This window comes from Microbacterium sp. Z6_144 (assembly GCF_057197625.1).
The window spans coordinates 33814-58951 of the sequence record NZ_JBXVPT010000002.1; the positions used below are offsets into that span (position 1 = coordinate 33814).

General features: G+C 71.2%; 27 protein-coding genes. 13 read left to right on the plus strand and 14 right to left on the minus strand.

Annotation, left to right across the window (positions count from 1 at the left end; all coding sequences use genetic code 11):
- Positions 1 to 75: 75 nt before the first annotated feature.
- From AC2DGY_RS12330 to AC2DGY_RS12340, 3 genes are all read right to left on the minus strand, one after another.
- On the minus strand, positions 76 to 1434 hold the full coding sequence (locus tag AC2DGY_RS12330; protein WP_484510047.1) for an 8-oxoguanine deaminase: 1359 nt from the start codon (positions 1432 to 1434) through the stop codon (positions 76 to 78).
- Positions 1434 to 2201 (minus strand): nucleoside phosphorylase, encoded by a 768-nt coding sequence (locus AC2DGY_RS12335; RefSeq protein ID WP_484510048.1) that lies wholly within the window; start codon positions 2199 to 2201, stop codon positions 1434 to 1436. Before AC2DGY_RS12335 ends, AC2DGY_RS12330 begins: the two co-directional genes overlap by 1 nt.
- Positions 2202 to 2545: 344 nt before the next feature.
- Positions 2546 to 3583, minus strand: coding sequence for an XdhC family protein (locus AC2DGY_RS12340; RefSeq protein WP_484510049.1), 1038 nt, complete (start codon positions 3581 to 3583; stop codon positions 2546 to 2548).
- A gap of 70 nt (positions 3584 to 3653) precedes the next feature.
- On the opposite strand from AC2DGY_RS12340, the gene AC2DGY_RS12345 reads away from it, so the two are divergent.
- The gene (locus AC2DGY_RS12345; RefSeq protein WP_484510050.1) at positions 3654 to 4226 is read left to right on the plus strand and encodes a nucleotidyltransferase family protein; all 573 of its coding nucleotides are present in this window, start codon (positions 3654 to 3656) and stop codon (positions 4224 to 4226) included.
- A 71-nt stretch (positions 4227 to 4297) separates the two neighbouring features.
- Entirely contained in the window at positions 4298 to 5050 is a 753-nt protein-coding gene (locus AC2DGY_RS12350) for a lytic murein transglycosylase (protein ID WP_484510051.1), read from the plus strand.
- Positions 5051 to 5148: 98 nt separating this feature from the next.
- On the opposite strand, the gene AC2DGY_RS12355 is transcribed toward AC2DGY_RS12350, so the two are convergent.
- From AC2DGY_RS12355 to purS, 3 genes are all read right to left on the minus strand, one after another.
- Entirely contained in the window at positions 5149 to 6078 is a 930-nt protein-coding gene (locus AC2DGY_RS12355; RefSeq protein WP_484510052.1) for a 2-hydroxyacid dehydrogenase, read from the minus strand.
- Positions 6079 to 6144: 66 nt separating this feature from the next.
- Positions 6145 to 6852, minus strand: coding sequence for a phosphoribosylformylglycinamidine synthase subunit PurQ (gene purQ / locus AC2DGY_RS12360; protein ID WP_484510053.1), 708 nt, complete (start codon positions 6850 to 6852; stop codon positions 6145 to 6147).
- Positions 6849 to 7097, minus strand: coding sequence for a phosphoribosylformylglycinamidine synthase subunit PurS (gene purS / locus AC2DGY_RS12365; RefSeq protein WP_484510054.1), 249 nt, complete (start codon positions 7095 to 7097; stop codon positions 6849 to 6851). The genes purQ and purS overlap by 4 nt, the downstream gene beginning before the upstream one ends.
- A 142-nt stretch (positions 7098 to 7239) precedes the next feature.
- On the opposite strand from purS, the gene AC2DGY_RS12370 reads away from it, so the two are divergent.
- Together AC2DGY_RS12370 and AC2DGY_RS12375 are read left to right on the plus strand one after the other, a co-directional pair.
- The gene (locus AC2DGY_RS12370; RefSeq protein WP_484510055.1) at positions 7240 to 8718 is read left to right on the plus strand and encodes a GH1 family beta-glucosidase; all 1479 of its coding nucleotides are present in this window, start codon (positions 7240 to 7242) and stop codon (positions 8716 to 8718) included.
- 24 nt (positions 8719 to 8742) lie between these two features.
- Positions 8743 to 9756, plus strand: coding sequence for a LacI family DNA-binding transcriptional regulator (locus AC2DGY_RS12375; protein WP_484510056.1), 1014 nt, complete (start codon positions 8743 to 8745; stop codon positions 9754 to 9756).
- 321 nt (positions 9757 to 10077) lie between these two features.
- On the opposite strand, the gene AC2DGY_RS12380 is transcribed toward AC2DGY_RS12375, so the two are convergent.
- The 3 genes from AC2DGY_RS12380 to purD all read right to left on the minus strand — a co-directional run bounded on the left by AC2DGY_RS12380 (position 10078) and on the right by purD (position 13999).
- The gene (locus AC2DGY_RS12380) at positions 10078 to 11430 is read right to left on the minus strand and encodes a uracil-xanthine permease family protein (protein WP_484510057.1); all 1353 of its coding nucleotides are present in this window, start codon (positions 11428 to 11430) and stop codon (positions 10078 to 10080) included.
- Positions 11431 to 11599: 169 nt separating this feature from the next.
- The gene (locus AC2DGY_RS12385; protein WP_484510058.1) at positions 11600 to 12535 is read right to left on the minus strand and encodes a phosphoribosylaminoimidazolesuccinocarboxamide synthase; all 936 of its coding nucleotides are present in this window, start codon (positions 12533 to 12535) and stop codon (positions 11600 to 11602) included.
- Between the two features lie 192 nt (positions 12536 to 12727).
- Positions 12728 to 13999 (minus strand): phosphoribosylamine--glycine ligase, encoded by a 1272-nt coding sequence (gene purD, locus AC2DGY_RS12390; protein WP_484510059.1) that lies wholly within the window; start codon positions 13997 to 13999, stop codon positions 12728 to 12730.
- 49 nt (positions 14000 to 14048) lie between these two features.
- On the opposite strand from purD, the gene AC2DGY_RS12395 reads away from it, so the two are divergent.
- Together AC2DGY_RS12395 and AC2DGY_RS12400 are read left to right on the plus strand one after the other, a co-directional pair.
- Positions 14049 to 14417, plus strand: a complete 369-nt coding sequence (locus tag AC2DGY_RS12395; protein WP_484510060.1) for a sterol carrier family protein — start codon at positions 14049 to 14051, stop codon at positions 14415 to 14417.
- A gap of 62 nt (positions 14418 to 14479) precedes the next feature.
- Complete coding sequence (locus AC2DGY_RS12400; RefSeq protein ID WP_484510061.1) at positions 14480 to 14815, plus strand: potassium transporter Trk; 336 nt, start codon at positions 14480 to 14482, stop codon at positions 14813 to 14815.
- An 8-nt stretch (positions 14816 to 14823) separates the two neighbouring features.
- Here AC2DGY_RS12400 and AC2DGY_RS12405 read toward each other — a convergent pair whose 3' ends face one another.
- Positions 14824 to 15435, minus strand: coding sequence for a zinc-binding alcohol dehydrogenase (locus tag AC2DGY_RS12405; RefSeq protein ID WP_484510062.1), 612 nt, complete (start codon positions 15433 to 15435; stop codon positions 14824 to 14826).
- A 166-nt stretch (positions 15436 to 15601) separates the two neighbouring features.
- Here AC2DGY_RS12405 and purM point away from each other — a divergent pair, with 166 nt between their 5' ends.
- The 3 genes from purM to phoA all read left to right on the plus strand — a co-directional run bounded on the left by purM (position 15602) and on the right by phoA (position 20266).
- On the plus strand, positions 15602 to 16747 hold the full coding sequence (gene purM, locus AC2DGY_RS12410) for a phosphoribosylformylglycinamidine cyclo-ligase (RefSeq protein ID WP_484510063.1): 1146 nt from the start codon (positions 15602 to 15604) through the stop codon (positions 16745 to 16747).
- Between the two features lie 6 nt (positions 16748 to 16753).
- Complete coding sequence (purF, locus tag AC2DGY_RS12415) at positions 16754 to 18274, plus strand: amidophosphoribosyltransferase (protein WP_484510064.1); 1521 nt, start codon at positions 16754 to 16756, stop codon at positions 18272 to 18274.
- 117 nt (positions 18275 to 18391) lie between these two features.
- Positions 18392 to 20266 carry an alkaline phosphatase gene (gene phoA, locus AC2DGY_RS12420; RefSeq protein ID WP_484510065.1) on the plus strand — a complete coding sequence of 625 codons (1875 nt, stop codon included), beginning with the start codon at positions 18392 to 18394 and terminating at the stop codon, positions 20264 to 20266.
- A gap of 60 nt (positions 20267 to 20326) precedes the next feature.
- On the opposite strand, the gene AC2DGY_RS12425 is transcribed toward phoA, so the two are convergent.
- Positions 20327 to 20524: a DUF3073 domain-containing protein gene (locus AC2DGY_RS12425; RefSeq protein WP_484510066.1), complete on the minus strand. Its 198-nt coding sequence runs from the start codon at positions 20522 to 20524 to the stop codon at positions 20327 to 20329.
- A gap of 149 nt (positions 20525 to 20673) precedes the next feature.
- On the opposite strand from AC2DGY_RS12425, the gene AC2DGY_RS12430 reads away from it, so the two are divergent.
- Positions 20674 to 21219: a universal stress protein gene (locus AC2DGY_RS12430; RefSeq protein WP_484510067.1), complete on the plus strand. Its 546-nt coding sequence runs from the start codon at positions 20674 to 20676 to the stop codon at positions 21217 to 21219.
- A gap of 2 nt (positions 21220 to 21221) precedes the next feature.
- Here the strand turns inward: AC2DGY_RS12430 and AC2DGY_RS12435 are convergent, their stop codons facing one another.
- The 3 genes from AC2DGY_RS12435 to AC2DGY_RS12445 all read right to left on the minus strand — a co-directional run bounded on the left by AC2DGY_RS12435 (position 21222) and on the right by AC2DGY_RS12445 (position 23071).
- Positions 21222 to 21830, minus strand: a complete 609-nt coding sequence (locus AC2DGY_RS12435) for a PadR family transcriptional regulator (protein WP_484510068.1) — start codon at positions 21828 to 21830, stop codon at positions 21222 to 21224.
- Positions 21830 to 22681, minus strand: coding sequence for a DUF4097 family beta strand repeat-containing protein (locus AC2DGY_RS12440; protein WP_484510069.1), 852 nt, complete (start codon positions 22679 to 22681; stop codon positions 21830 to 21832). The genes AC2DGY_RS12435 and AC2DGY_RS12440 overlap by 1 nt, the downstream gene beginning before the upstream one ends.
- Positions 22682 to 22906: 225 nt before the next feature.
- Positions 22907 to 23071, minus strand: a complete 165-nt coding sequence (locus AC2DGY_RS12445; RefSeq protein ID WP_484510070.1) for a hypothetical protein — start codon at positions 23069 to 23071, stop codon at positions 22907 to 22909.
- A 317-nt stretch (positions 23072 to 23388) separates the two neighbouring features.
- Between AC2DGY_RS12445 and AC2DGY_RS12450 the strand changes: the two genes are divergently transcribed.
- Genes AC2DGY_RS12450 through AC2DGY_RS12460 form a run of 3 tightly spaced genes read left to right on the plus strand, consistent with a single transcriptional unit; the run spans position 23389 to position 25114 of the window.
- Positions 23389 to 24354, plus strand: a complete 966-nt coding sequence (locus AC2DGY_RS12450; RefSeq protein ID WP_484510071.1) for a DNA topoisomerase IB — start codon at positions 23389 to 23391, stop codon at positions 24352 to 24354.
- 23 nt (positions 24355 to 24377) lie between these two features.
- Positions 24378 to 24749, plus strand: a complete 372-nt coding sequence (locus AC2DGY_RS12455; protein WP_484510072.1) for a fluoride efflux transporter FluC — start codon at positions 24378 to 24380, stop codon at positions 24747 to 24749.
- Positions 24746 to 25114 (plus strand): fluoride efflux transporter FluC, encoded by a 369-nt coding sequence (locus AC2DGY_RS12460; protein WP_484510073.1) that lies wholly within the window; start codon positions 24746 to 24748, stop codon positions 25112 to 25114. Before AC2DGY_RS12455 ends, AC2DGY_RS12460 begins: the two co-directional genes overlap by 4 nt.
- The last annotated feature ends 24 nt before the right edge of the window (positions 25115 to 25138 follow it).

Consider the following 25138-nt stretch of genomic DNA (forward strand, 5'->3'; position numbering starts at 1 on the left):
CCTCCCGACGCACACACGCCGTGCACTCGGCGGGAGGCCGTGCACTCGCATCGCCGAGTGAGTACCCCGCCGCGCTCAGAGGCGCTCGGCGAGCTCGCGGGATGCGGCGGCCACCTCCGCGGCGATCATCGGCTCCTCCGCGGTGACGAGGCTTCCCGACTCGACCACGACCCGTCCGTTCACGAACAGCCGCTCCACCGGCGGCATCGCGCCCAGCCCGAGCGCGGCGACGGGATCGAGGATGCCGGCGTGCTCCACCCCGTCGATGCGCCACACCGCCACGTCGGCGAGCTTCCCCGGTTCGAGCGAGCCGATCTCCTCCGCGCGCCCCAGCACCTGCGCGCCGCCCATGGTCGCGATCCGCAGGCCGTCGCGCACGGAGAACGAGTCCGATCCCGTGCGGAGGCGATTCATCAGCACCGCCTGCCGGATCTCCGTACCGAGCTGCCCGGACTCCTGCGACGCGGCGCCGTCGACCCCGAGCCCCACGTGCACACCCGCTCGCAGCATGTCGCGCACCGGCGCGATTCCGGCGGCCAGCCGCGCGTTGGACGACGGGCAGTGCGCCACTCCGGTGCCGGTGGCCGCGTACCGGGCGATGGCCGGCTCATCCAGCTGCACGGCGTGCGCCATCCACACGTCCTCGCCCAGCCACCCGAGATCGTCCAGGTACTGCGTCGGGGTGCGCCCGAACTTCTCCAGGCAGTACGCGTCCTCCTCCACGGTCTCGGAGGCGTGCGTGTGCAGCCGGACCCCCAGCGACCGCGCCAGCGAGGCGGCCTCTCGCAGCAGATCCCCGGTGACCGAGAACGGTGAGCATGGCGCGACGGCCACGCGCACCATCGCATCGAAGGAGGCGTCGGAGTAGCGCTCGACCGCCTCCTGCGAGGCCCGCAGCGCTGCATCCGTCGTCTCCACGGCGAAGTCGGGCGGCAGCCCGCCCTGGGATGCTCCCAGGTCCATCGACCCGCGGGTCGCGTGCAGGCGTACGCCGATCCGCCCCGCGGCTTCGACGATGCCGCCGACGATGTCGCCCGAGCCCTGCGGGAACACGTAGTGGTGGTCGCCGACGGTCGTGCAGCCCGACCGGGCGAGCACGGCCATCGCGCCGGCGGCGGCGGTGCCGACGAGCCCGGCGTCGACCCGTGCCCACAGCGGGTACAGCGCCGTGAGCCAGTCGAACAGGATGCTGTCCTGCGCGTAGCCGCGCGTGAGCCACTGGTAGAGGTGGTGGTGGGTGTTGATGAGGCCCGGCGTGATCAGGCACCCGGTCGCATCGATCACCTCGGCGTCCGCGCGCCAGGGCGCGGGGGCGGCGCCCGGCCCGATGGCCACGATGCGATTGCCCTCCAGCACCACGTGCCCGCCGCCGTACTCGGTGCCCGCCGCATCCACCGTCGCGACGTGGCCGCCCTCGATGATCGTGCGCCCCATCACAACTCCAGCTCGACCGCGGTCTCCAGCGCGGCCTCGATCGACCGCATCCAGCCGTCTTTCAGTGCCGCGTTCTTCTCGGAGTACAGCGACGCCCCGTCGACGAGGTTGCTCGAGCAGGCGCAGATCATGCCCGCCCGCATGCCGCGCAGCCGCGCGACGACGTACATCGCGGAGGCCTCCATCTCGACGTTGAGGATGCCCATGCCGCTCAGCTGCGCGATCCACTCGGGCGTCTCCGCGTAGAACGCGTCGTCGCTCGCACTGATCCCGGTGTGCGCGGTGGTTCCGGATGCCGCGGCCAAGCGCTCGGCGTGACGGGACAGCGCGAGGGTCAGGCCGAGGTCGGGAACGGCGGGGAAGCCCTTCGGCACGTAGGCATCGGTCGTGCCGTCGTTGCGGAAGCTGCCCTCGCTGACGAGAAGGTCGCCGGGCGCGATGCCGGGCTGGAGGCCCGCGGAGCTCCCGACGCGGATGACGCTCGTGACGCCGACCCGGGCGAGTTCCTCCACCGCGATCGCAGTGGAGGGGCATCCCATGCCCGTGGAGGTGGCGGTGATGTGCCTGCCCTTGTACCAGCCCGTCATGGTGCGGTGCTCGCGGTTGTGAGCGACCTCCATCACGTCGGTGAGGAACTCGGCGACGAAGGGAACGCGGAAAGGGTCGCCCGGCAGCAGTGCGACCGACGACACCTCACCCGGGGCGATGCCGATGTGGTACTGGCGGTCGGTGAGACCGACCTGGGACTTGTCGACGGTGACGGACATGGTGCTCCTTCAGGGTGCTGTGACGAAAGGTGTCGCCGCAGTCCCCGCCCTGAACCGCCTGCCGACCTGCGGAAGGTCGGTCATGGTTGATAGGACCCGCAATGTTGCGAGCATAGCGACGCCGTGTTGCGCGCTGGTTTCGCGGCGCCCGGCCGCGGGCGAGTGGTCGGGCGGGCGGCGGCGTCGGGCGGGCGGCGGCGTCGGGCGGGCGGCGGCGTGGGGCGGGCGGCGGCGTTCAAAACTCAGGAGATTCCGGCCGTTTCCGGCCCCGGCGGCCTCCGCGCGCGGCGTGTCTCCTGAGTTTTGCGCACGTGGCCGGGCGGGAACGGAGGCGGGGTGGGGAGTCAGGCGACCGGAAGGGGCGCGGCGCACGCGGCGGGTAGCCGACGGTGCAGCGGACCGGCGAGGTCGCGGAGAGCCAGCCCCGTGCCGCCGTGGCGTGCGGCGACGATCTCGGCGAGCACCGACAGGGCGGTGGCCTCCGGCGATGAGCCGCCCAGATCCAGGCCCAGGGGCGCGTGGATGCGGGCGATGTCGGCCGCCGCGACACCGTCGGCCGCGAGGAGGGCGCCTCGATGTGCCACCGTCCCGCGCGCGCCCATCGCCCCGACGAACCCGACGCCTCGGCGCAGCGCCTCGGCGAGCGTGGGGACGTCGACCCGCTCATCGTGGCTGAGCACGCACACCGCCGCGGCCGACGGGTCCGCCCCGACGAGGTCGCCGAGGTGTTCGTGCGGTGAGCCGACGACCAGATCGTCGGCGGTGGGGAAGCGTTCCCGCGTCACGAGGCGCTCCCACACGTCGCACACGCCGACGAGGTACCCGGCCGCCGATGCGACACGGGCCAGCGCCATGGCGTGCTCGCCGGCCCCGACGATGACGAGGCGCGACCGCGGCTCGCGCTCCAGGACGAAGACGTCGCCGCCGCCCGTCGCCGCAGGGAGCGCACCGTCCCGCGGCGGGGGATCGGAACGGATGAGGCGACCCGTCTCGGCGCCGGAGAGGACGATGCCGACCCGGGCCGGACGATCACGGGGCGTTTCCAACGCGGCGAGGGCCACCGCATCCGATGGATCGATGCGGTGCACGACGACATCCACGCTGCCGCCGCACGCGAGGCCGGCAGCGTGGGCGGCGTCGTCACTGAAGCCGAGGGTCGCGGTCACGGCACGCCCGGTCGCCAGCACCTGTGTTGCCAGGAGGACGGCGTCGCCCTCGACGCATCCGCCCGAGATCGATCCGATGACCGATCCGTCGCGGCGGACCGCCATCGCCGCACCCGGGCCACGGGGGGCGCTCCGAGCAACCCGCGTCACGGTGACGACCGCCACCGGCTCCCCGCCGCGCAGCAGCGGCAGCAGGGCATCGGCCAGCTCGAGCATGGCCACACGGTAGACCCGTGATGTTTCGCGGACGCTACGGCTCCGAGTCCCCGCCGGATACGCTGGCGCGGTGACCGACCCCGCGCCGCCCCGCGTCGCCGGGATCGTCCTGGCCGCGGGCGCGGGAACGAGGTACGGCCGGCCCAAGGCGCTGGTCGGCGGCCACGACGGCGTGCCGTGGGTGGTCCGCGCCGTGGATGCGCTCCGCGGGGGAGGGTGCGGCGAGATCCTGGTCGTCCTCGGGGCCGAAGCCGAGCGGGCGGCCGGCCTGGTGCCCGCCGGCGCCCGTACCGTCATCGCGCGGGACTGGGCGGGCGGCCTCTCGCGGTCGCTTCGTGCGGGACTGGATGCGGCGGCCGGTGCGGATGCGGCGATGATCGTGCCCGTGGACACCCCCGGACTGCCGGCGGCGGCGGTGGCGCGGGTTCTCGCTGCCGCCCCGAGCCCCCGCGGCACCCTCATCCGCGCCACCTACCGCGGTCTCCCCGGGCATCCGGTGCTCGTGGGCGCCGAGCACTGGGAATCGCTGCGCGCGGAACTGTCGGGCGACGTCGGTGCCGGCGCCTATCTGGCGCGCCACGGAGCCGCAGCAGTGGAGTGCGATGACCTGTGGTCCGGCGACGATCAGGATCGGCCGGGTTGACACGGGCTCGTCGGCGTACGCACGGCATTTCTTCATCCGGCGGACGTAGCGTCTCGCGCCGGAGGGCGGACATGGCCAGAGGCAAGAAGCGCACGACTACGCGGTGGTGGCGCCCGCTGGTCGCCGCGGTGGCGGTAGCCGTGGCCATCGGCGGGACGGTGGCTCTCATCGCGCAATCGGCGACCATCTCGAGCAGCGAACCCCCCGTCCCCGCGCCCGAGGTCGCAGCGGCGCCCGTCGCAGACCCGGCACAGGCGGCGCTTCGCGCCGACCCGACGTGGACGACCCGCGTCGCCGAGGCCACCGGCATCACTCCGCGCGCGCTGCAGGCCTACGCGACCGCGGCGCTTCTCATCGGCCGGGAGCAGCCGGCGTGCGGCATCGGATGGAACACCCTCGCGGGAATCGGCTCGATCGAGTCCCGTCACGGCAGTCACGACGGCGCCACGCTGGGCGACGACGGTTACTCGCGGCCCGCGATCCGGGGCATCCCGCTGGATGGAACCCGCAGCGCCCGCATCGACGACACCGACGGCGGGCGGTGGGACGACGACACCGAGTGGGACCGGGCTGTCGGCCCCCTGCAGTTCATCCCCGACACGTGGGAGCGCTGGGGCGCGGATGCCGATGGTGACGGTGCTGCCGACCCCGACCAGATCGACGACGCGGCCCTCACCGCTGCGCGCTACCTGTGCGCGGCGGGGGAGATGACGACCGTCGACGGCTGGCGCCGCGCGATCTTCAGCTACAACAACCTCGAGGCCTACGTGAACGATGTCGCGTCGGTGGCCGACACGTACGCGGCCCGCGCCGAGGGGCGATGATCCCTCAGCGTTCAAAATTCAGGAGACACGCCGATCCCCGTGCCCCGGCAGGCATCGAACGTGACGATTCTCCTGAATTTTGAACCGGATGACGCGGGTCAGCCGCCCAGCACGACGTTCAGCGGAGGCTCTCCCGCGCTGAGGCGCTCGATCTGCGTGCGGATCAGGCGCGCGATGCGGGGGCGCATGGCACTGCTGGTTCCACCGACGTGCGGCGCGATGAGCACGCCCGGGAGAGTCCACAGCGGGTGGTCGTCGGGAAGCGGCTCCGGGTCGGTGACGTCGAGGGCCACGCGAAGGCGCCCCCGCCGGAGGTGATCCATGAGCGCCTCGGTGTCGATGAGCGGACCGCGGCCCACGTTCACGATCAACGCGCCGTCCGGCAGCGCCGACAGCGCGGCGTCGTCGAGGAGGTGCGTGGTCGCCTCGCCGCCGGGGAGCGACGCGATCAGGATCTCGGTGTCGGCGAGAACCGCAGGGAGATCGTCGAGGGCGGCGACGTCGATGCCGTCCTCCTCCCGTGCACGGCTGGCCACCGCGCGCAGCTGCACCTCGAAACCGGCCAGGCGCGCCGCGATCGCCTTTCCGACTCCGCCGTACCCGAGGAGCGTCACGCGCCGGTCGGCGAGGCTCTCGGCGAAGACGGGCGACCACTTCCCCTCATCCTGCGCACGGACGAAGCCCGGGATGCCCCGCTGCGCTGCCAGCGCGAGAGCCACGGCGAGCTCGGCGGTGGACGTCTCGTGCACCGAGGAGGCGTTGGCGAACCGCAGCCCCTCCGGCAGGACGTCCTCCACGCCGTCGTAGCCGATCGACTGGCTCTGGACGAGGCCGACCTCCACGGCGCTGAGCCTCTCGAAGAGCTTCCCGACCCCCATGTACGGCGGCACCACGACGTCGAACCGCTCGCGCGGTGCGGGCGACTTCAGATCCCAGATGACGAGATCCACCCCGTCGGGCAGGGGCTGGATGTCGGCGGCCAGCTGGTCGGAGGGCACGGAGACGACGAGCGTGTTCTCGGGAGTCACCCTCTCACCGTAGTGCGCGGCCGCGGCAGTGCCCCGCCCGGCAGGACCGGAGCGGCCACAGGTGGATCAGACCGCGGCGGCCACCACGGCGGAGACCGCCGACGTGAAGAACCCCAGCCCGTCGGTCCCCGAGCGCATCGCCGCGGGCGTGCCCGGACCGAACCCGGCCTCCACCGCGTGCTCGGGATGCGGCATGAGGCCGACGACGTTGCCGCGCTCGTTGGTGAGGCCGGCGATGTCGTCGATCGAGCCGTTCGGGTTCACGCCGAGGTAGCGGAACGCGACCAACCCCTCGCCCTGGACCCGCTTGAGCGTCTCAGCGTCGGCGATGTAGCCCCCGTCGGCGTTCTTCAGCGGGATGACGATCTCCTCGCCCTCGGTGAAGTCGCTCGTCCATGCCGTGGACGCGTTCTCGACGCGGAGCCGCTGGTCGCGACGGATGAACTGCTGGTGGGCGTTGCGGATGAGGCCGCCGGGGAGCAGGTGCGCCTCCACGAGCATCTGGAACCCGTTGCAGATACCCAGCACGGGCATGCCCTTGGCCGCCGCATCCTTCACCTCCGACATGATCGGTGCCCGCGCCGCGATCGCGCCGGCGCGCAGGTAGTCGCCGTAGCTGAAGCCACCGGGGAGGATGAGGGCGTCGACGCCTCGCAGGTCGTGGTCGCCATGCCACAGGGCGACGGGTTCCGCGCCGGCTCTGGCGACCGCGCGCTGCGCGTCCCGGTCATCCAGCGACCCGGGGAAGGTGATGACCCCGATGCGCGCGGTCATTCGACGACCTCGATGCCGACGACATCCTCGATCACGGAGTTGGAGAGGATGTCATCGGCGATGCGGCGGGCGGTGGCGAGGACATTCTCGTCGACCTCGCCCTCGACGGTCAGCTCGAAGCGCTTGCCGATGCGGACAGCGGAGAAATCCGTCACGCCGAGACGCGCGAGCGCCCCCGACACGGCTTTGCCCTGGGGATCCAGCAGCTCGGCCTTGGGCATGACGTCGACGACGATGGTGGGCATTCGAGCTCCAGAAATCGCGGGGAAGCAGGCCCTTCCATCCTACGGGCCGCGCCCGTTTGGGGGCTGACGTCGCGCGGGGCCTGCCCGTTAGAGTATGGGAGCGATCCCAAGTCGCGCTGTTCCGATGAGAGGACCCGGCGTCATGAGCACCACCGACTTCGTGGAACGGCGGGTTCCGCGCTCCTTCCCGCCGAGCTTCCGTTTCGGTGCGGCGACGGCGGCCTTCCAGATCGAGGGAGCGGCAGACGAAGACGGTCGTCGGCCCTCCATCTGGGACGCGTTCTGCCGCGTTCCGGGCGCCGTGCTGCACGGGGACACCGGCGATGTCGCCTGCGACCACTACCACCGGTATCCGCAGGATGTCGCGCTCATGAAGGAACTCGGCCTCCAGACCTATCGCTTCTCCACGTCATGGTCGCGGGTGCGCCCGGACGGCGGAGCACTCAATCAGGCCGGCGTCGACTTCTACAGCCGGCTGGTGGACGAACTGCTGGACGCCGGCATCCGCCCGTGGCTGACGCTGTACCACTGGGACCTGCCGCAGGCCCTGCAGGAGCGCGGCGGCTGGACGGCGCGAGAGACCAGCGAGCGTTTCACCGAGTACGCCCTCGATATGCACGACGCGCTCGGCGATCGTGTCCAGGACTGGGCCACCCTCAACGAGCCGTGGTGCTCCTCCTTCCTCAGCTACACCGCGGGCGTCCACGCCCCCGGCCACTATTCGGCCGGCGAGGGGATGCTGGCCGCGCACCACCTGCTGCTGGGCCACGGCCAGACGATCCGCGAGCTGCGCGCCCGCGACGCATCCCTCAATCTCGGCATCACGCTGAACCTCACCGTCGCCGACGCCGTCGACCCGGCCGCCCCGGCCGATGCCGATGCGGCGCGTCGTATCGACGGGCAGTTCAATCGCTGGTTCCTCGACCCCGTGTTCCGCGGTTCGTACCCCGCAGACATCCTCGAGGACTTCCGCCGGGTGGATGCGGCGGCCGTCGAGGCGCTCGAAGCCGCGGTGCTGCCCGGCGACCTGGAGACGATCGCCGCGCCCGTGGACACGCTGGGCGTGAACTACTACCACGGCGAGTTCGTCGGCGGGGAGGCTCCCGCCCAGGAGCCCGGCGGCGGAGACGCGCCGACCGAGCGCCGGACGCAGTCGCCGTTCCCCTCGTCGGAGAACATCTTCTGGCACGACCGCGGACTTGCACGGACGGACATGAACTGGGAGGTGCAGCCCGAGGGCCTCACGCGCCTGCTGCGTCGCGTGCACGACGAGTACACCGGCGAGCGCGGCATCGCGCTGGTCGTCACCGAGAACGGTGCCGCCTATGACGACGAGCCCGAGGTCGTCGACGGTCACGTGCAGGTGCACGACGCCGAGCGCACGACGTTCGTCGAGGTTCACCTCGGCGCCATCCTGGATGCGATCGAGGCCGGCGCCGACGTGCGCGGCTACTTCTACTGGTCGCTCCTGGACAACTTCGAGTGGGCATGGGGCTACTCGAAGCGGTTCGGCATCGTGCACGTGGATTACCAGAGCCAGGAGCGGTCGGTGAAGGACTCCGGGCTTCGCTACAGTCGCATCATCGCCGATCGCGCGCTGGACGTACCCGCCGACGCGTAGCGGTCCCGCTCGGCGAGGAGAGGCATGAGCATCAACACCGCTCGGGGGACGGTCACGATCGAAGAGGTCGCTGCGCGCGCCGGTGTCTCCCGGTCCACGGTGTCGCGCGTGGTGAACGGCTCCACCGCCGTCTCGCCCGCCGCGCTGGAAGCGGTGCGCCACGCGATCGCCGACCTCAACTACGTGCCCAACCGGGCCGCGCGCTCGCTCGCTCGCCGGCAGACGCACGCCCTCGCCTTTGTCATCCCCGAGGACACCGACCGGTTCTTCGGCGACCCGTTCTTCGCCGCCGTCGTGGCGGGCGTGCACGAGCGCATCTCCCGGTCGGAGTACGTGCTCAACCTGATCATCGCCAGCAACGACCCCCACGACAAGGCGACCACGTACCTGCGCGGCGGGAGCGTGGACGGCGTCATCATCGCCTCCCACCACACCAGCGACACCTTCGTCGATCGCATCGCCGCCGACCTGCCCGTCGTGTACGGCGGGCGGCCGCCGCACATCGGCGACTCTCACTACTTCGTCGACATCGACAACGTCGCCGGCGGGCGTGAAGCCGGGCGGTACCTGGCATCCCGCGGTCATCGGCGGGTGGGCACCATCTCCGGGCCGCCGACCATGACCTCCGCCACCGACCGGCTCGAGGGCTTCCGTGATGCCGTCCAGGAGGCAGGGCTCGATCTCGTGGCCGTCGAGGACGGCGACTTCTCCGAGGAGGGCGCCGCGGCGGCGATGCGCCGCATCCTCGACGCCGGTGTGGAGATCGACGCGCTGTTCGTTGCGAGCGATCTCATGGCGCGCGGCGCGCTGGCCGTGCTGCGGGAGCGGGGTGTCTCCGTGCCGGGCGACCTCGCTCTCATGGGCTTCGACGACTCGCCCGTCGCCACATCCGTGACCCCTGCCCTGACGACGATCCGCCAGCCGTCGCGCGCTCAGGGCGCCGGCATGGCCGACGTCCTGCTGGATCTTCTGGCCGGCCGGGATGCCCCGCACTCGACGATCCTCCCCACCGAGCTGGTCGTCCGCGACTCCGCCTAGGCGCGTCCCTTCGCTTCGCGCCCTTCATGTCTCACTTTCCGCAGTTTTTGGGTCTGTTTTCTGCGGAAAGTGAGACATGGTCGGGGGGAGGTGAGGGGACGGAGCCGACCGACTCCGCCCAGTCGCCCGCTCGGCGTCGATTCCCGCGCCAACCGCCGCGGAAATCGAGGGGATCTCGCGGATCGAGGGCCGGATGCGCCGCATCCCTCCTCGATCCGCGAGAAGTCCTCGTTCCGCGGCGAGCGGCCGGGGCTACCGCGGCGCGCGGCCGGGGGCTACCGCGGCGAGCGGCCGGGGGCTACCACGGCGAGCGGCCGGTGGCTACCGCGGGCCGTCGCCGAGCGGGTCGCCACCTAAGGGGCCGACCGACGGGATGGGCCCGCCGTCGTCGGCGCCGGTCTTGCGCAGCCGCGCGACGAGGTTGCCGAGGTGGTAGATGAGGAGCGCGGCTGCGGCGCCGATCACGATCGCGCCGAGCTCGAAGTCGCCCCACACCATCGTGAACCCGGCGATCGCGATCACGAGCGACACCGCCGCGGTGTACTGGTTGACCGGGCGGGAGAAGTCCACGCGGTTGTCGACCCAGATCTTGATGCCGATGATCCCGATCAGGCCGTAGAGCGCGGTGGTGACCCCGCCGAGGACCCCCGGCGGGATGGTGTTGAACACCGCGCCGATCTTCGGTGACAGGCTGAGGACGATCGCCGCGGTGCCGGCGACCCAGTACGCGGCCGTGGAGTACACGCGAGTGGCGGCCATGACGCCGATGTTCTCGCCGTAGGTGGTCGTGCCCGATCCGCCGAAGGCGCCGGCGAGCGTCGTCGCGGCGCCGTCGGCGATCAGCGCGCGGCCCGTGGAGCGGTTGACCGACGGGTCGGTCATCGTCGCGACCCCGCGCACGTGTCCGACGTTCTCGGCGATGAGGACGAGGACGACGGGCAGGAACATCGCGATGACGCTCCACGTGCCGGGGGAGGCGAAGTCGGCGAGCTGGAATTCGGGCAAGCCGATCCACGCCGCATCCGCCACCGGCGCGAAGTCGATGAGCTGCTCGCCGGTCGCGAGCTGCAGGAGCACCGTGGCGAGGTAGCCGACGAGCACGCCCAGCACGATCGAGATGCGGCCGAGGAATCCACGGAAGAGGACGCTGAAGAGGATGACCGCGGCCAGCGTGATGGTGGCAGGCAACGGCTGCTGCTGGTAGCTGCCCCACGCCACGGGGGCGAGGTTGAAACCGATCAGCGCCACGATCGCTCCCGCGACCACCGGGGGCATGAGCTTGTCGATCCATCCGAGACCGGCGAACTGCACGACGAGTCCGACGAGGGTGAGCAGGATGCCGACGGCCACGATGCCCGCGAGGGCCGACCCCATCCCGGCGGATGCGGTGGCAGCGGTCACCGGGGCGATGAACGCGAAGGACGAACCGAGATAGCTGGGCAGCTTGTTGCGGGTGACGAGGAGGAACAGCAGCGTTCCCACGCCGGAGAAGAACAGCGTCGTGGACACGGGGAAGCCGGTCAGAACCGGGACGAGGAACGTCGCGCCGAACATGGCGACGACGTGCTGGACGCCCACCGCGATCGTCGCGGGCCAGTTCAGCCGCTCATCGGGCCGGACGACCGCGCCCGGTTCGACGGTGCGGCCGTTTCCGTGCAGTTTCCACAGCGCCATGGGTCCTCCTCGTATCGCCTCCGTCACTGTAGCGACACGCCGCGTTACCGCGTGGTTACGGCGCCCCCGGCCATCGCCTGCACGAGTTCCCACCGAGTGCACGGCCTGACGGCGTCCATAACCCGTGCGCCGGGCGCGAAGCCGTTCAGTCGCGGGGCAGGCGGCGCGCTCAGGCGCCGGTGAGGCGCTGGAGGAGCTCGGCGTAGCGCGCCTGCGTGCGCGCCACGATCTCCTCGGGGAGGGCCGGCGGCTCGCCCTGCCGATCCCAGTTCGCCGCCAGCCAGTCGCGGACGATCTGCTTGTCGAAGCTCGCCATCCGCTCGTCCGGGGTGTTGCCCGTGCGCCAGGCCGCGGCATCCCAGTACCGGGAGGAGTCGGGGGTGAGCACCTCGTCGGCCAGCACGAGCGTGCCGGCGGCGTTGCGGCCGAACTCGAACTTGGTGTCGGCGAGGATGAGCCCGCGCTTCTCCGCCGTCGCCGCGGCCCGACGGTAGATCTCCAGTGACAGGTCGCGCACCTCGGCGGCGGTCTCGGCCCCGACCAGCTCGACGCTGCGCTCGTACGAGATGTTCTCGTCGTGCTCGCCGAGCGGTGCCTTGTAGGCCGGCGTGTACAGCGGCTCGGGAAGCCGGTCGCCGTCGTTCAGCCCGGCGGGCAGGGGGGTGCCGCACACGGTGCCGCTCTCGCGGTACTCGGCCCACCCCGAGCCGGTGAGGTATCCGCGGACGACGCACTCGATCGGCTGCATGTCCAACGCCGCGACGACCATTGCCCGTCCGGTGACCTCCTCCGGGATCAGCTCCAGAGCCGCGTCTCCCACCAGCACGTGATCGGGAATGAGGTGGTTGGGGATGCGGCGGCCGCCGTCCCCGCCGGCCAGACGGTCGAACCACCACAGGCTGAGGGTCGTGAGGATCGTGCCCTTGCCGGGGATGCCGGGGGACAGGACGTGGTCGAACGCGCTCACCCGGTCGCTGGCCACCACGAGCATGCGGGTGGGGCGGGAGCCCTCGGAGGTGCCGACGGGCACGTACAGGTCGCGTACCTTGCCGGAGTAGACGTGGCGCCAGCCGGGCAGCTCGAGGGTGTGGGTCACCCGCCCCATTATGGCCGCCCGCCGCGACCGCAACCCCCGCGCGCACCGTGCGCGGAGCGGGCCAGTTCCGCGACCGGATCGGGCGCTACTACGGCCTCGAGGTGGAGAAGCCGAACGAGGAGGGAGTGCTGCCGGCTCCGCGTCGGCGGCATGAGCACGGCCCGTCGGGCGATCCACCGTCCCCTGGGTGACGGGGACGGGTCAGCCTTCGACGACCCGCTCGGCGATGTCGGTGCGGTACTGGCCGCCCTCGAGGCCGATGCGGCCGATCGCGTCGTACGCCCGCGTGCGTGCTTCGCGGAAGGTGGAGCCCAGCGCCACGACGTTGAGCACGCGTCCGCCGGTGGCGACGAACCGCTTCCCGTCCCGGCGCGTGGCGGCGTGGGCGAGGTGCACCCCCTCGACCTCGGCGGCCGCGTCGAGCCCCCGCAGGGGGCGCCCGGTCACCGGCGCCTCGGGGTAGCCCTCGCTCGCCAGGACGACGGTCACCGCGGTCGCCTCGGCGAAGGCCGGACGGGCGCGCCCTTCGAGAGCGCCGGATGCGGCGGCCAGCAGGAGCTCGGAGAGGGGGTCGACGAGGCGGGGCAGCACCACTTGCGTCTCGGGGTCGCCGAAGCGTGCGTTGAACTCGATGACCTTCACGCCCGAGTCGGTGAGGATGAGGCCCGCATAGAGCAGTCCGATGAACGGCGTGCCCTCGGCATCCAGCTGACGGATGATGGGCTCGGCGACCTCGCGGGTGACGAGGTCGACGAACTCCGTTTCGCCGCCGAAGCGTTCGGACAGCCACGGAAGGGGCGAGTACGCGCCCATCCCGCCCGTGTTCGGGCCGACGTCGCCGTCGCGCAGGCGCTTGTAGTCCTGCGCCGGGCTGAGCGGGAGCACCGTGTCGCCGTCGCTGAGGAAGAACAGCGACACCTCCGGGCCGGCGAGGAACTCCTCCACCAGCACCGGGGCATCCGGGAGGTAGAGCTCCGCGTGCGCGAGGGCGGCCGCGCGATCGTCGGTCACGAGCACGCCCTTCCCCGCGGCGAGTCCGTCGGCCTTCACGACGTGCGGCGTGCCGAGTTCGTCCAGGGCGGCGGCGACCTCCGCGGCACTCTGCGCGCGGATGGCGCGACCGGTCGGAACCCCCGCGGCATCCATCACCCGTTTGGCGAACGCCTTGGACCCCTCCAGCTGTGCGGCGGCCTTGCCGGGGCCGAAGACCGGGATGCCGCGCGTCCGCAGTGCATCGGCCACACCCGCGACCAGGGGCGCTTCCGGACCGATCACGACGAGATCGATCTGCTCGGTGCCGGCGAACTCGGTGACCGCAACCGGGTCCACCGGGTCGACCGCCACGACGTGGGCCTCGGAGGCGATGCCGGCGTTACCGGGGGCGGCGAAGATCGCGTGGCGGGCATCCTCGGCGCGGAGGGCGAGGATGAGGGCGTGCTCGCGGGCACCGGAGCCGAGGACGAGGATTCGCACGGGCTCAGCCTACCGACGCACGTCCGGCCGCCCGGCGTACCGTGGGAGCATGCCGCGAAGGATCGACACCGCCGAGGGCCGCGCCGCCCTCGCCGCCGTGGCCGCCGCCGATGCGGGCGGGGCCAAGCCCCCGCGCGCCGATCTGGCCACCGCGGTCCGGTATCTCCTGCAGCTCCTGGCGGAGAAGGCGCCCGGGCAGACCGTCGAGGTGCGCGTCCCGCCGTTCGGGGCCGTCCAGGTGATCGAGGGTCCCCGGCACACCCGCGGGACGCCCCCCAACGTCGTCGAGACCGACCCCGCCACCTGGATCGCGCTGGCTACCGGCCGGCAGTCGTGGGGCGATGCGGCGGGCGCGGGGCGCATCGCCGCGTCGGGCACGCGCGCCGATCTGTCGGCACTCCTCCCGCTGCGCCCCTGACGCCGCGTCATCCGCGGCCCGATACGCAGTGGGCGCCCAGCCCCGGGTGCGAGAATGGGGGCATGTCCGATCCGCAGCACGCGCCGTCCGTCCGGGACGAGGTCGTGACGGTGCGAGTGCGGCGATCGCCCAAGTACGGCGTGTTCCTCCTCCTCGGGGCCGTGCTCGGCGTTCTGGTCGCAGCGGTGCTCACGCTGACCTTCGACGGCACCACGCAGGCGAGCATGAACTCCGGCGTCCGGTATTCGACCATGCAGGTGTTCGGATTCGTCGCGCTCATCTGCGTGCCCATCGGGGTCGCGCTCGGCGGCGCTCTGGCCCTGGTGCTCGACCGGGTCGTGGGTCGACGGTCGCGCGACGTGCGCGTCGACCACGAGTCGGTGCGCCTCCCCGACTGAGGCCCGCGTCAGGCCAACTCGGCGATGATCGGGTGGATGGCCGCATCGAAGGCCGCGACGTCGCCGCGGAGCCCGTCGGTCACCGCCACCGTCAGGGAACCGATCCACCAGACACCGCGCTGAGCAAGCGGAAGCACCTGCACGTTCAGTTCGAAGGAGTGCGCGCGGCGGCCCACCTGCCGCTCGTGCTCGGCGATCGCGCTGGCGTAGGCGCGATAGGACACCCCCGGCTTGGCGGAGGAGTCGGCGCGATAGCGGTCGTGCGCCTCGCGCGCGTAGGCCAGTGCCGCCCCGGAGTGCGGCTGGATCGCGTCGCGGAGTGCGCCGGCGGACTCGGGCAGGGCGAGGAGCGTGTCGAATCCGTCCACGAGGTCGAGCGGTTCGGGGGAGGGGTGAGCCTGCGGCTCGACGGTCATGGCCCAGTACGCGCGCCACTGCCGTTCCAGCAGGGCCTGCACGTCGTCGGGCCGGTCGGGCGCGACCCGCGGGGGCGCTCCGCGCAGCTGCGGCAACTCGTCGGGGGAGCGGATGCCGATGGCCTGGCGGAGGAAGAGCGCGAGCAGCACGGGCTGGCCCGCGTCCTCGCGGATCACCCACTCCGGACCGCTGCCGTCCCGCATGCCGCCCATCTTAGGAGCCCCGGCCCCCGCTGCTCCTCCCCTCTTGCGGCCGCGAGAAACCACGTTCCGGTCGAAACACGACGCGCCGCGTCGTGTTTCATCCGCTTCGTCGTTTCTCGTGGGGGGAGCGCGCCGATGCCGTCGGGTGCGCCGGTAGGCTGATCCCGTGGCCTCCCACAACCCCTACACCGCTGCCGGCGTCGATACGGCTGCGGGTGACCGTGCGGTCGAACTGATGAAGGCGGCGGTGCGCCGCACCCACGGTCCGGAGGTCCTCGGCGGCGTCGGCGGCTTCGCGGGACTCTTCGACGCGACAGTGCTCCGCTCGTACACGAAGCCGCTCCTGGCAACGAGCACCGACGGCGTGGGCACCAAGGTCGCCATCGCGCAGGCGATCGACAAGCACGACACGATCGGCCTCGACCTCGTGGGCATGGTCGTGGACGACATCGTCGTCGTCGGGGCCAAGCCGCTGTTCCTCACCGACTACATCGCCTGCGGCAAAGTCGTTCCCGAGCGCATCGCCTCGATCGTGTCGGGGATCGCCCGCGGATGCTCCGAAACCGGCACCGCGCTCGTGGGCGGGGAGACCGCCGAGCACCCCGGCCTCCTCGGCGCGAACGACTACGACGTCGCGGGAGCGGCGACCGGCGTGGTCGAGGCCGACAAGGTCCTCAGTGCCGAGCGGGTCCGCCCGGGCGACGTCGTCCTGGCCCTGGCCTCCAGCGGCCTGCACGCCAACGGCTTCTCGCTGGTGCGCCACATCGTGGCCGGCCGCGGCATCGGCTACGGCGATCCCGCCGCCGACTTCGGCGCGACCTGGGGCGAGGTGCTCCTCGAGCCGACTCGCCTGTACGCCTCCCCTCTTCTGCGCCTCCTCGCCGGCACCACCGGGGTGCACGCGCTCAGCCACGTCACCGGCGGCGGCATCCCCGCCAACCTCGCGCGTGTTCTGCCCCGCGGCGCATGGGTCGAGCTCGACCGCTCGACGTGGTCGCCGCCCCCCGTCTTCCGCGTGCTGGCCGACCTCGGCGACCTCTCCCTGGCCGACACGGAAGCCACGTGGAACCTGGGCATCGGATTCCTCGCCGTCGTCTCGCCGGAATCCGCGGATGCGGCCGCCGCTGCGCTCGCCGCCGACGGCATCGCGACCTGGCAGGTGGGCGTGGTCCGCGACGACGCGCGGCCCGAGGGTGATTTCGAGCAGGGCGCGAAGGGCGTGGACGGCGGTGCCGTGCGCCTGGTGGGCGAGTACGCCGACGGTGACGGGCCGGCCGCCAGCGGCGGACCAGCCCGGAATGGAGCGAAGTAATACCCCATGTGCGGCATCGTCGGCATGGTCGGGCGCGGCCCGGTCAATCAGGAGATCTATAACGCCCTGCTGCTCCTGCAGCACCGAGGACAGGATTCCACGGGTATCGCCACCGCCGAGTCCAACGGCGTGTTCCACATCAACAAGCAGCGCGGGATGGTGCGCGAGGCCTTCCGCACGCGTGACATGCGGTCGCTCCTCGGCGAGATCGGGCTCGGTCACGTCCGCTACGCGACGAAGGGCACCGCATCCAGCGAGGAGGAGGCGCAGCCGTTCTACGTCAACGCCCCGTACGGCATCGTCCTCGTCCACAACGGAAACCTCACCAACACCCGCGAACTCACCGATGAGCTGTTCCACAAGGACCGCCGGCACCTGAACACCAGCTCCGACACGGAACTGCTCGTGAACATCCTCGGCTCCGAGCTGCAGTCGGAGATCATCGAACCCGATCTCGATCCCGACCAGGTGTTCCGTGCCGTCTCGCGCGTGCACGAGCGGGTCGAGGGGTCGTACGCGGCCATCGCGCTCATCGCCGGGTACGGACTGCTCGCCTTCCGCGACCCGTTCGGCATCCGCCCCCTCATCCTCGGGACGCGTAAGGCCGACCCTTCGACAGGCTCAGACCCTTCGACAGGCTCAGGGACCGCCCTCTCGACAGGCACGGTGGTCGGCGGATACGAGTGGGTCGTCGCATCCGAATCGCTCGTGCTCGAGAACGCGGGCTTCGAGGTGGTACGCGACGTGCTTCCGGGAGAGGCCGTTTTCGTCAGCCTCGACGGAACGCTGCACACGCGGCAGTGCGCGCCCAACCCCGTGCTCAAGCCGTGCTCGTTCGAATACGTGTATCTCGCCCGGCCCGACTCGATCATGAACGGCATCTCGGTGTACGAGGCGCGCCTGCGGATGGGGGAGCGGCTGGCCGACACCATCGCGAAGTACACCCCGCCCGGAACGATCGACGTCGTGATGCCCATCCCCGACTCGTCCCGGCCGGCGGCGATGCAGGTCGCCCGCAAACTCGGCATCGAGTACCGCGAGGGCTTCTACAAGAACCGCTACGTCGGGCGGACCTTCATCATGCCCGGGCAGGCGGTGCGCAAGAAGAGCGTGCGCCAGAAGCTCAACGCCATGTCGAGCGAGTTCAAGGGCAAGAACGTCCTCCTCATCGACGACTCGATCGTCCGCGGCACGACGAGCCGCGAGATCATCCAGATGGCCCGGGATGCGGGGGCCAAGACCGTCACGTTCGCCTCCGCGGCGCCGCCCGTGCGCTACCCGCACGTGTACGGCATCAACATGCCCTCGCGTCAGGAACTCGTCGCTCACGGTCGCACGGTTCCCGAGATCGCCGAAGAGCTCGGATGCGACTACCTCGTGTACCAGGAGGTCGAAGACCTCAAGGCCGCGATCCTGGAGGGCTCGGATCTCGACGACCTCGACATGAGCTGCTTCGACGGGCGCTACGTCACGGGCACGGTGTCGGCCGAGTACCTCGAGTGGGTCGAGGGCAGCCAGCAGAGCTGACCGGGTCGGTCCTTATTCGTCCGATCTTCACCTGCTGCTTCCGCGGCGTTAGCCCGGGCGGAGTTCGCTGGATGCTGCGCCGTCGGCCGACGGCTCATCCCAGTGAAGGATCCCTCGATGACCAATCCCCCCTCTGTTGGCCGCAGGCGCGCGGCGATCGCCGTGTCCGCTGCCACCGTGCTCCTCGCATCCGGAGCGCTCGCTCTCCCCGCTTCCGCTGCCGGCGCCCCCATCACCGACCCGGGCGGCGCCGCGCGCCTCGATCAGGACCAGACCCAGGCGATTCGCGACGCGCTGATCGACGGACCCGCCAAGAACGTCATCCTCCTCATCGGGGACGGCATGGGCGACTCGGAGATCACCGTCGCGCGCAACTACGCCGAGGGCGCGGCAGGAACCTTCGCCGGCATCGACGCGCTGCCGCTGACGGGTCAGTACCTGCACTGGGCGCTGACCCCCGAGGGCGCGCCGAACTACGCCTCGGAGTCGGCCTCGACCGCCTCGGCATGGTCGACCGGCACGAAGACCGTCAACGGCCGGCTCAGCGTCGACGTCGACAGTGTCGCCCAGCCCACGCTGCTGGAGCTCGCGAAGGCGAACGGACGCAAGACCGGCAACGTGTCGACGTCGGAGATCCAGGACGCCACCCCCGGTGCCGAGATCGCCCACATCTCCGCGCGCGGCTGCTACGGCCCCGACCAGACGACGGCGACGTGCACCGACGAGGCGCTCGAGAACGGGGGGCTGGGCTCGATCAGCGAGCAGCTGCTGAACGTGCGGCCCGACGTGACGCTCGGCGGCGGGGCGGCCAGCTTCGGCCAGGTCGCCAAGGCGGGGCCGTGGAAGGGGAAGACGCTGTTCGACCAGGCGGCAGAGCGCGGTTACCGGGTGGTCGATGACGCCGCTGCGCTGGCCTCCGTGTCGGAGGCGAACGCAGACGCGCCCCTGCTCGGCCTGTTCTCCGGGGGGAACTTTCCCGTCCGGTGGCTCGGTCCGCAGGCGGTGGACCTGACCGCGGGCGGCACGCTTCCCCCGCCGGTTTCCTGCACGGACAACCCCCAGCGGCTGGACAGCGGGCTGTCGCTCGCGTCGCTGACCGACAAGGCCATCGATCTCCTCGACAACGAGGAGGGCTTCTTCCTTCAGGTCGAGGGCGCCAGTATCGACAAGCAGGACCACGCAGCCAACGCGTGCGGTCAGATCGGCGAGACGGTCGACCTCGACGAGGCCGTGCAGGTCGCACTGGAGTTCGCGCAGCAGCGTCAGGACACCCTCGTGGTCGTCACCGCCGACCACGCCCACACCAGCCAGATCGTCGGGTCGGCGATTCCGGGGCTGAACACCCACCTGCTGACCGCGGACGGGGAGCCGATGATCGTGGCCTACGGCACGTCGTCGCCGGGCGGCTCGCAGCAGCACACCGGGGCGCAGGTGCGCATCGCCGGCTACGGGCCGGGGGCGGCGAACGTCGTCGGCCTCACGGATCAGACCGATCTGTTCTTCACCGCCGCGCGGGCGCTGAACCTGGAGCGCGACCTACGGAGCCTGAGCGCGGACGCCACGATCACGACGGATGTGGCCGAGGTCGCCCCGGGCGGATCCTTCACGGTGACCGTGGAGGGTCTCGACGCCGACTGGCAGGCCACCGGCCTCCTCGCCTCCGACCCGGCCGAGCTCGGCCAGCGCGACGTCCTGAACGGGCGCGTCAGTTTCGCCGTGACCGCGCCGGAGGAGACCGGGGAGCACACCGTCACGATCACGGGCGCCCAGACCGAGGTCGCACTCGCGGCGTCGGTGGTGGTGACCGCTGCCCCCGACCAGGGTGCGCCGGCCCCGTCGCCCTCCACGGGCGCGGCAGCGGTGTCCGGGGGCGGACGCGGCGGACCGTTGGCGGTCACCGGCGCCGACGCGCCGTGGCTCCTGGGTGCGATCGGTGCCGCGTTCCTCGCCGTGGGTTCCTACGCACTCCTACGCCGGCGACGAGCCGTCTGAACAGCGCGAAACGGCCGGGGGCAGTTCATCTGAGCCGCCCCCGGCCGTTTCGTGTGGATGTCACGCCTTCGACGATGAGACCGCCGAAGTCTCGTCCTCGTCGCCGTCGTACTCGTCGGCCCACTTGTCGACGTACTCGTCCTCAGTGGGCGGGTGGCCGAGCTCGCGTTCGAGGGCGGCGTAATTCACGGAGTACGTGTCGTACTTCAACTCACGGGCGATCTTGGTGTTCTTCGCCTTTTGACGGCCACGCCCCATGCGAGACCCCCTCATGTTCGACATCGCGGGCTAAGCTCGGGCCCGACGCATTCATGGATCCGGATACGAACCGGTAAGAGTAGCATTCAGGGTATCACGGTGGTCTGGCGCCCCTCCCCGTTCGTCAGGCGGACAGGAGTCGCGGAGCCATGTCGGATGCAGCATCTGAGAGTCCGGAACAGCAGACGGCCGCCTCCGCGGACGCTCCCCAGGGTGCAGTGATCGTGGGAACGGTGCCTGGGCAGTCGCCGCGCGTCGTCATCGAGGCCGCGCGATACGCACGACTGCTGTCGGCACCGCTGGCGATCGTACACGTCGACGTCACCCGTTTCGTCACCTTCGAGGACCCGGACGGCTTCGTCCACTCGGCTCCGGTCGATATCGATATCGGCGGTGGAGATGCCGAGCTCGCCGAGGTGCGCGTGGCCGCGGAGGCCGCTCTGGTGGACTGCCCCGTGCCGTGGACCGTGCACCAGCTCGTGGGTGATCCCGCCCTGGCGATGAAGCATCTCGCCGAGCGCATCGACGCGAAACTCCTCGTGGTCGGCACCCGCAAGCGCGGGTTCGGCGAGTCGCTTCGCGAGTTCTTCACGGGTTCGGTCGCTGCCCGGCTGAGCCACCGCCAGCACCGTCCGATACTCGTGATTCCGCTCGGCGATCCGGTCCCCGATGATCAGGAGATCGTCTGGAGCTGACGTCAGCCCCCGAGCCCCCGGGTGAGAGTGCGGGACGTCTCGTCCAGAGCGGTCTCGAGCGAATCGACGACGGAATCGCCGAGGTCGCCGCCGCGCGCCACGTGCGTCCGCAACTCGGAGCGGACGTGGGCGCGGAAGTGATTGACGATCGCGTCCGCGCGGTGCAGCTGCTGCCGGCTGTGCACGCGCGGGTCATCGGCGGGCGGTGCCTTCGCGGCGTTACCCCGCTCACCTTCGGCCGCTGCGGCGAGATCGGCGCGTAGGCTCCGCATCGCCTCACGCACGCTGCCGCGCACCTCGTCGGCGATGAGTCGCACGCTGTCGGCGAGTCCCTCCTGGATGCCGTCGAGGTCGCCCGCGCGCCGCGCCACTTCCGCCCGCCCCGCGTCGGTGATCTCGTAGACGGTCTTCCGGCCTTCCACGGTCTTGGAGACGAGGCCCTCCTCCTCGAGCTTCGCCAGACGCGGGTACACGGTGCCCGCGGAGGGGGTGTAGGTGCCGCCGGTGCGGTCGGACAGCGCCTGCATGAGGTCGTACCCGTGCCGGGGCGACTCGTCGAGGAGGCTCAGCAGATACAGGCGCAGGTCGCCGTGGGAGAAGACGGGGCTCATCACCACTCCTCCTCGGCTTCCAGGTCGGACTGGCGGACGCCCGAGGCGCCGCGGCGCAGGACCGTCACGTTCCCCGACACGGAGTGGGTGCGGATGTCGACGAAGGATCCGCTGAGCTCACCCGTGGATCCGGCGTAGTTGGTCGGCCCCGACCCGGAACGGGTCACGCCGTCCACGAGCACGCGCCCGCTGACGGTACGCACGGCGTAGTTGGCCGGAAGCTCGTCGTCCAGGCGGATGGTCGTGGTGCCGCTGACGGTGTTCAGTCCGATGGAGTGCACGGGGCCATGGGAGTCGACGAGTATCGCTCCCGAGACGGTGTCGATGGACGCCTTGCTCACGGCGCCGGTCGCGGCGATGTCACCGGAGACGCTGTTGGCGCTCAGGGCCCCCTCGAGCTGCCGGATCTGCACATCGCCCGAGACGGCGTTGACGTTGAGGTCGCCGGCGAGTCCGTCGACGATGATGTCGCCGGAGACGGTGTTCAGCCGCGCGTCGCTGTGCAGGCCCGAGACCAGGGCGCTGGCACTGACCACACCGAGGGTCAGCGCGATGTCGCGCGGGACGGCCACGCTGATCTCCGCCTTGGGGCCGCCCGCACCGAAATTGCGGAACACTTCGAGGAAGTTGTCCCAGCGCAGTTGCGGGTGGTCGATCTCCAGGCCGTCATCGGTCACTTCGATGCGCAGGTCCTTCACCGAGACGGAATGCACTTCGATCCGGACGCCCGGCTGGTCGTGCGCGACGACGTCGATCTGCCCGCCGACGAGGCCGACCTTCAGCTTGCGCGCGGACTCGATGTCGATGACGCGGGTCTCGCCGGGGTGGACGAGCCACTTCTCGATGGTCATGAGAACTCCAGGAGGTGAGGGGGAGTCGCGATATATCGCGTGTCAGGAGGGTAACACGATATATCGCGAGTCTGTCAAGGCCGCCAGCGACCTGCAGCGATCTCTCGCGTGACTCCAGACATGACGAATGCCACGCCTCCGGAGAGGGCGTGGCATTCGTTCTCGCGGTCGTTGCAACCGCCGGGGCGATGGGTGGATGCACCGAGGCATCGACCCATCCCGGGGTTATACGCTCTTACGGCCGCTGATGACGCGGAAGAGGAAGGCGATCAGCGCGATCACGCCGACGATCAGCGCCACCCACAGCAGCCAGTTCAGAGCGGCGTTCAGGCCGCCCACGATTGCCAGGATGATGGCGATGACGATGATGACGATGAGGGCGATGTTCATGTCGAGGTCTACTCCTTGTTTGAGCCGGCGTCCCGCTGAGGCAGGGCGCCGGGCACCGCAGACGGCGCAGCCCAACTCTTCCCTATCCAGGTGCGGGGACGGAGGGGCTTGACCCCCTCGACAACCAATGGTATCAGCGCCTCCGCGCGAGGACAGAGCGGTCCCCGTGTCAAGCCCCGGCACGACCCCGTGCGGGTCTCGTACCGTCGGATCATCCAGAGAGGAGTCCTCATGCCCGGTGGACGTGGATCGAATCGGAAAGACCGCTCCGGCAAGAAGATGTCGGAGCTCATCTCGATGCTCCGCAAGCACTGACGGTGGCGCGACTGGTCCGGGTGCGACCTTACGAGGACCCCGGGTATCGCCGCCTCCGCGCCGGCCGCGGGTTCCGGTACGTCGATCACACCGGCGGTTCTGCCCCCGTCGATGACGCCGAGCGCGCGCACGCCCTGGTCATCCCGCCGGCGTGGCGGGAGGTATGGATCTCGCGCGAACCGCACGGACACATCCAGGCGGTGGGTGTGGATGAGGCGGGACGCAAGCAGTACCTCTATCACGCGGAGTGGTCCAAGCGCCGCGACAAGGGCAAATACGCCCGCGCACTCGCGCTGGCCGAGGCGCTTCCGCGCGCGCGGCGACGGGTCACCCAGTCGCTGCGCAGGGAAGAGCTGGACCGCGAGCGCGTCCTGGCGGTCGCGTTCCGGCTCCTCGATCAGGTCGCCCCCCGCGTGGGATCGGCGCGATATTTCGCGAGCAATGGCAGCCGCGGCCTGACCACGCTGCAGCGCCGCGATGCGGTGGTCGACGGCATTCACGTGACGCTGTCGTTCCCCGCCAAGAGCGGGAAGCGGGCGCTTCTCGAACTCGACGATGAGGATCTCGCCGCGGCCATCTCGGAGCTTGCCGCCGGTCGGCCGCGCGCACCCCTGCTGGCCTATCGGCGCGGACGCCGCCATGTGCCCCTGACACCCGGCGACGTCAACGCCTACGTCCGCGCCCTCACCGGCGGGTCATTCACGGCGAAGGACTTCCGGACGCTGCGCGGAACCATCCTCGCCGCCGACGCGCTCGCCCGCATCGGCACCGTCGACACCAAGACCGACCTCAAGCGCGCCGAACTGCTGGCCGTGCGCGCCACGGCCGAGAAGCTCGGGAACACGCCCTCGGTGGCTCGCAGCAGCTACATCGATCCGCGCGTGTTCACGCTGTATCGTCGCGGGCAGCTCATGGACCTGGACGGGTCGCGGGACGCGGCCATCCGCCGCCTCGTCCTCGGCCAGTGACGCCGGCGGTCTCGGGTGTCGGTGTGTTCTCGTGGGCCCACCTCGCTCTCGTCGTCCTCGGCGGGGCGCTCGGAACGGCGGCGCGGGCCGGCCTCGTGCTCGCCGCGGGGGAGCGCCTCGGCCCCGCGCTCGTGCCGATCGTGAACGTGCTCGGGGCTTTGGCCCTCGGGGTCGTCGTCGGCCTTCTCTCCCGCAGCAGCCCGTCACCGCGTCGCCGCGCGGCGCACCAGTTCTTCGGCACCGGCCTCCTGGGCGGCTTCACGACGTACAGCGCGCTCGCCGTCGAGTCGGCCGATCCCTCGCAGGTCGCGTGGGGCATCGGCACGGTGGTGGCCGGCACCGCGGCGGCGTGGGCCGGCCTCGTCCTCGCGCGGCGACGAGGTGCGGCGGCATGACCCCGCTCCTGTTCGCCGGGGTCGCCGTGGCGGGAGGGGTCGGTGCGGGCCTGCGTTACCTGGTCGATCTCGTCTTTCAGCGGGCGGTGGGGTCGCGCGCGCCCTGGGGCATCCTCGTCGTCAACCTGACCGGCGCCTTCGCGATGGGCGTGCTGTCGGCCGGCGCCGCGGATGCGACGGGGTCGTGGGTGCTCGGCACAGGCCTGCTCGGCGGCTACACCACCTTCAGTGCGGTAGCCCTCTCGACGGTGTCGATGGCCGAGCAACGGCGCCCCCGCGCCGCCGTCGGGTACGCCGTGGGAACCTTCGCGGGATCCGTGGCCTGTGCGCTCCTCGGGGCGGGGTCGGTGGCGCTCCTCGTCTGAGGAAACACAGGGTCGGGCATGGGA

Coding starts and splice junctions, on each gene's coding strand:
- AC2DGY_RS12330 (WP_484510047.1), bottom strand. CDS start 1,434: ATGGGGCGCACGATCATCGAGGGCGGCCACGTCGCGACGGTGGATGCG.
- AC2DGY_RS12335 (WP_484510048.1), bottom strand. CDS start 2,201: ATGTCCGTCACCGTCGACAAGTCCCAGGTCGGTCTCACCGACCGCCAG.
- AC2DGY_RS12340 (WP_484510049.1), bottom strand. CDS start 3,583: ATGCTCGAGCTGGCCGATGCCCTGCTGCCGCTGCTGCGCGGCGGGGAG.
- AC2DGY_RS12350 (WP_484510051.1), top strand. CDS start 4,298: ATGGCCAGAGGCAAGAAGCGCACGACTACGCGGTGGTGGCGCCCGCTG.
- purQ (WP_484510053.1), bottom strand. CDS start 6,852: ATGACCGCGCGCATCGGGGTCATCACCTTCCCCGGGTCGCTGGATGAC.
- purS (WP_484510054.1), bottom strand. CDS start 7,097: ATGCCCACCATCGTCGTCGACGTCATGCCCAAGGCCGAGCTGCTGGAT.
- AC2DGY_RS12370 (WP_484510055.1), top strand. CDS start 7,240: ATGAGCACCACCGACTTCGTGGAACGGCGGGTTCCGCGCTCCTTCCCG.
- AC2DGY_RS12375 (WP_484510056.1), top strand. CDS start 8,743: ATGAGCATCAACACCGCTCGGGGGACGGTCACGATCGAAGAGGTCGCT.
- AC2DGY_RS12380 (WP_484510057.1), bottom strand. CDS start 11,430: ATGGCGCTGTGGAAACTGCACGGAAACGGCCGCACCGTCGAACCGGGC.
- AC2DGY_RS12385 (WP_484510058.1), bottom strand. CDS start 12,535: ATGGGGCGGGTGACCCACACCCTCGAGCTGCCCGGCTGGCGCCACGTC.
- AC2DGY_RS12395 (WP_484510060.1), top strand. CDS start 14,049: ATGCCGCGAAGGATCGACACCGCCGAGGGCCGCGCCGCCCTCGCCGCC.
- AC2DGY_RS12400 (WP_484510061.1), top strand. CDS start 14,480: ATGTCCGATCCGCAGCACGCGCCGTCCGTCCGGGACGAGGTCGTGACG.
- AC2DGY_RS12405 (WP_484510062.1), bottom strand. CDS start 15,435: ATGCGGGACGGCAGCGGTCCGGAGTGGGTGATCCGCGAGGACGCGGGC.
- purF (WP_484510064.1), top strand. CDS start 16,754: ATGTGCGGCATCGTCGGCATGGTCGGGCGCGGCCCGGTCAATCAGGAG.
- phoA (WP_484510065.1), top strand. CDS start 18,392: ATGACCAATCCCCCCTCTGTTGGCCGCAGGCGCGCGGCGATCGCCGTG.
- AC2DGY_RS12425 (WP_484510066.1), bottom strand. CDS start 20,524: ATGGGGCGTGGCCGTCAAAAGGCGAAGAACACCAAGATCGCCCGTGAG.
- AC2DGY_RS12430 (WP_484510067.1), top strand. CDS start 20,674: ATGTCGGATGCAGCATCTGAGAGTCCGGAACAGCAGACGGCCGCCTCC.
- AC2DGY_RS12435 (WP_484510068.1), bottom strand. CDS start 21,830: ATGAGCCCCGTCTTCTCCCACGGCGACCTGCGCCTGTATCTGCTGAGC.
- AC2DGY_RS12440 (WP_484510069.1), bottom strand. CDS start 22,681: ATGACCATCGAGAAGTGGCTCGTCCACCCCGGCGAGACCCGCGTCATC.
- AC2DGY_RS12445 (WP_484510070.1), bottom strand. CDS start 23,071: ATGAACATCGCCCTCATCGTCATCATCGTCATCGCCATCATCCTGGCA.
- AC2DGY_RS12460 (WP_484510073.1), top strand. CDS start 24,746: ATGACCCCGCTCCTGTTCGCCGGGGTCGCCGTGGCGGGAGGGGTCGGT.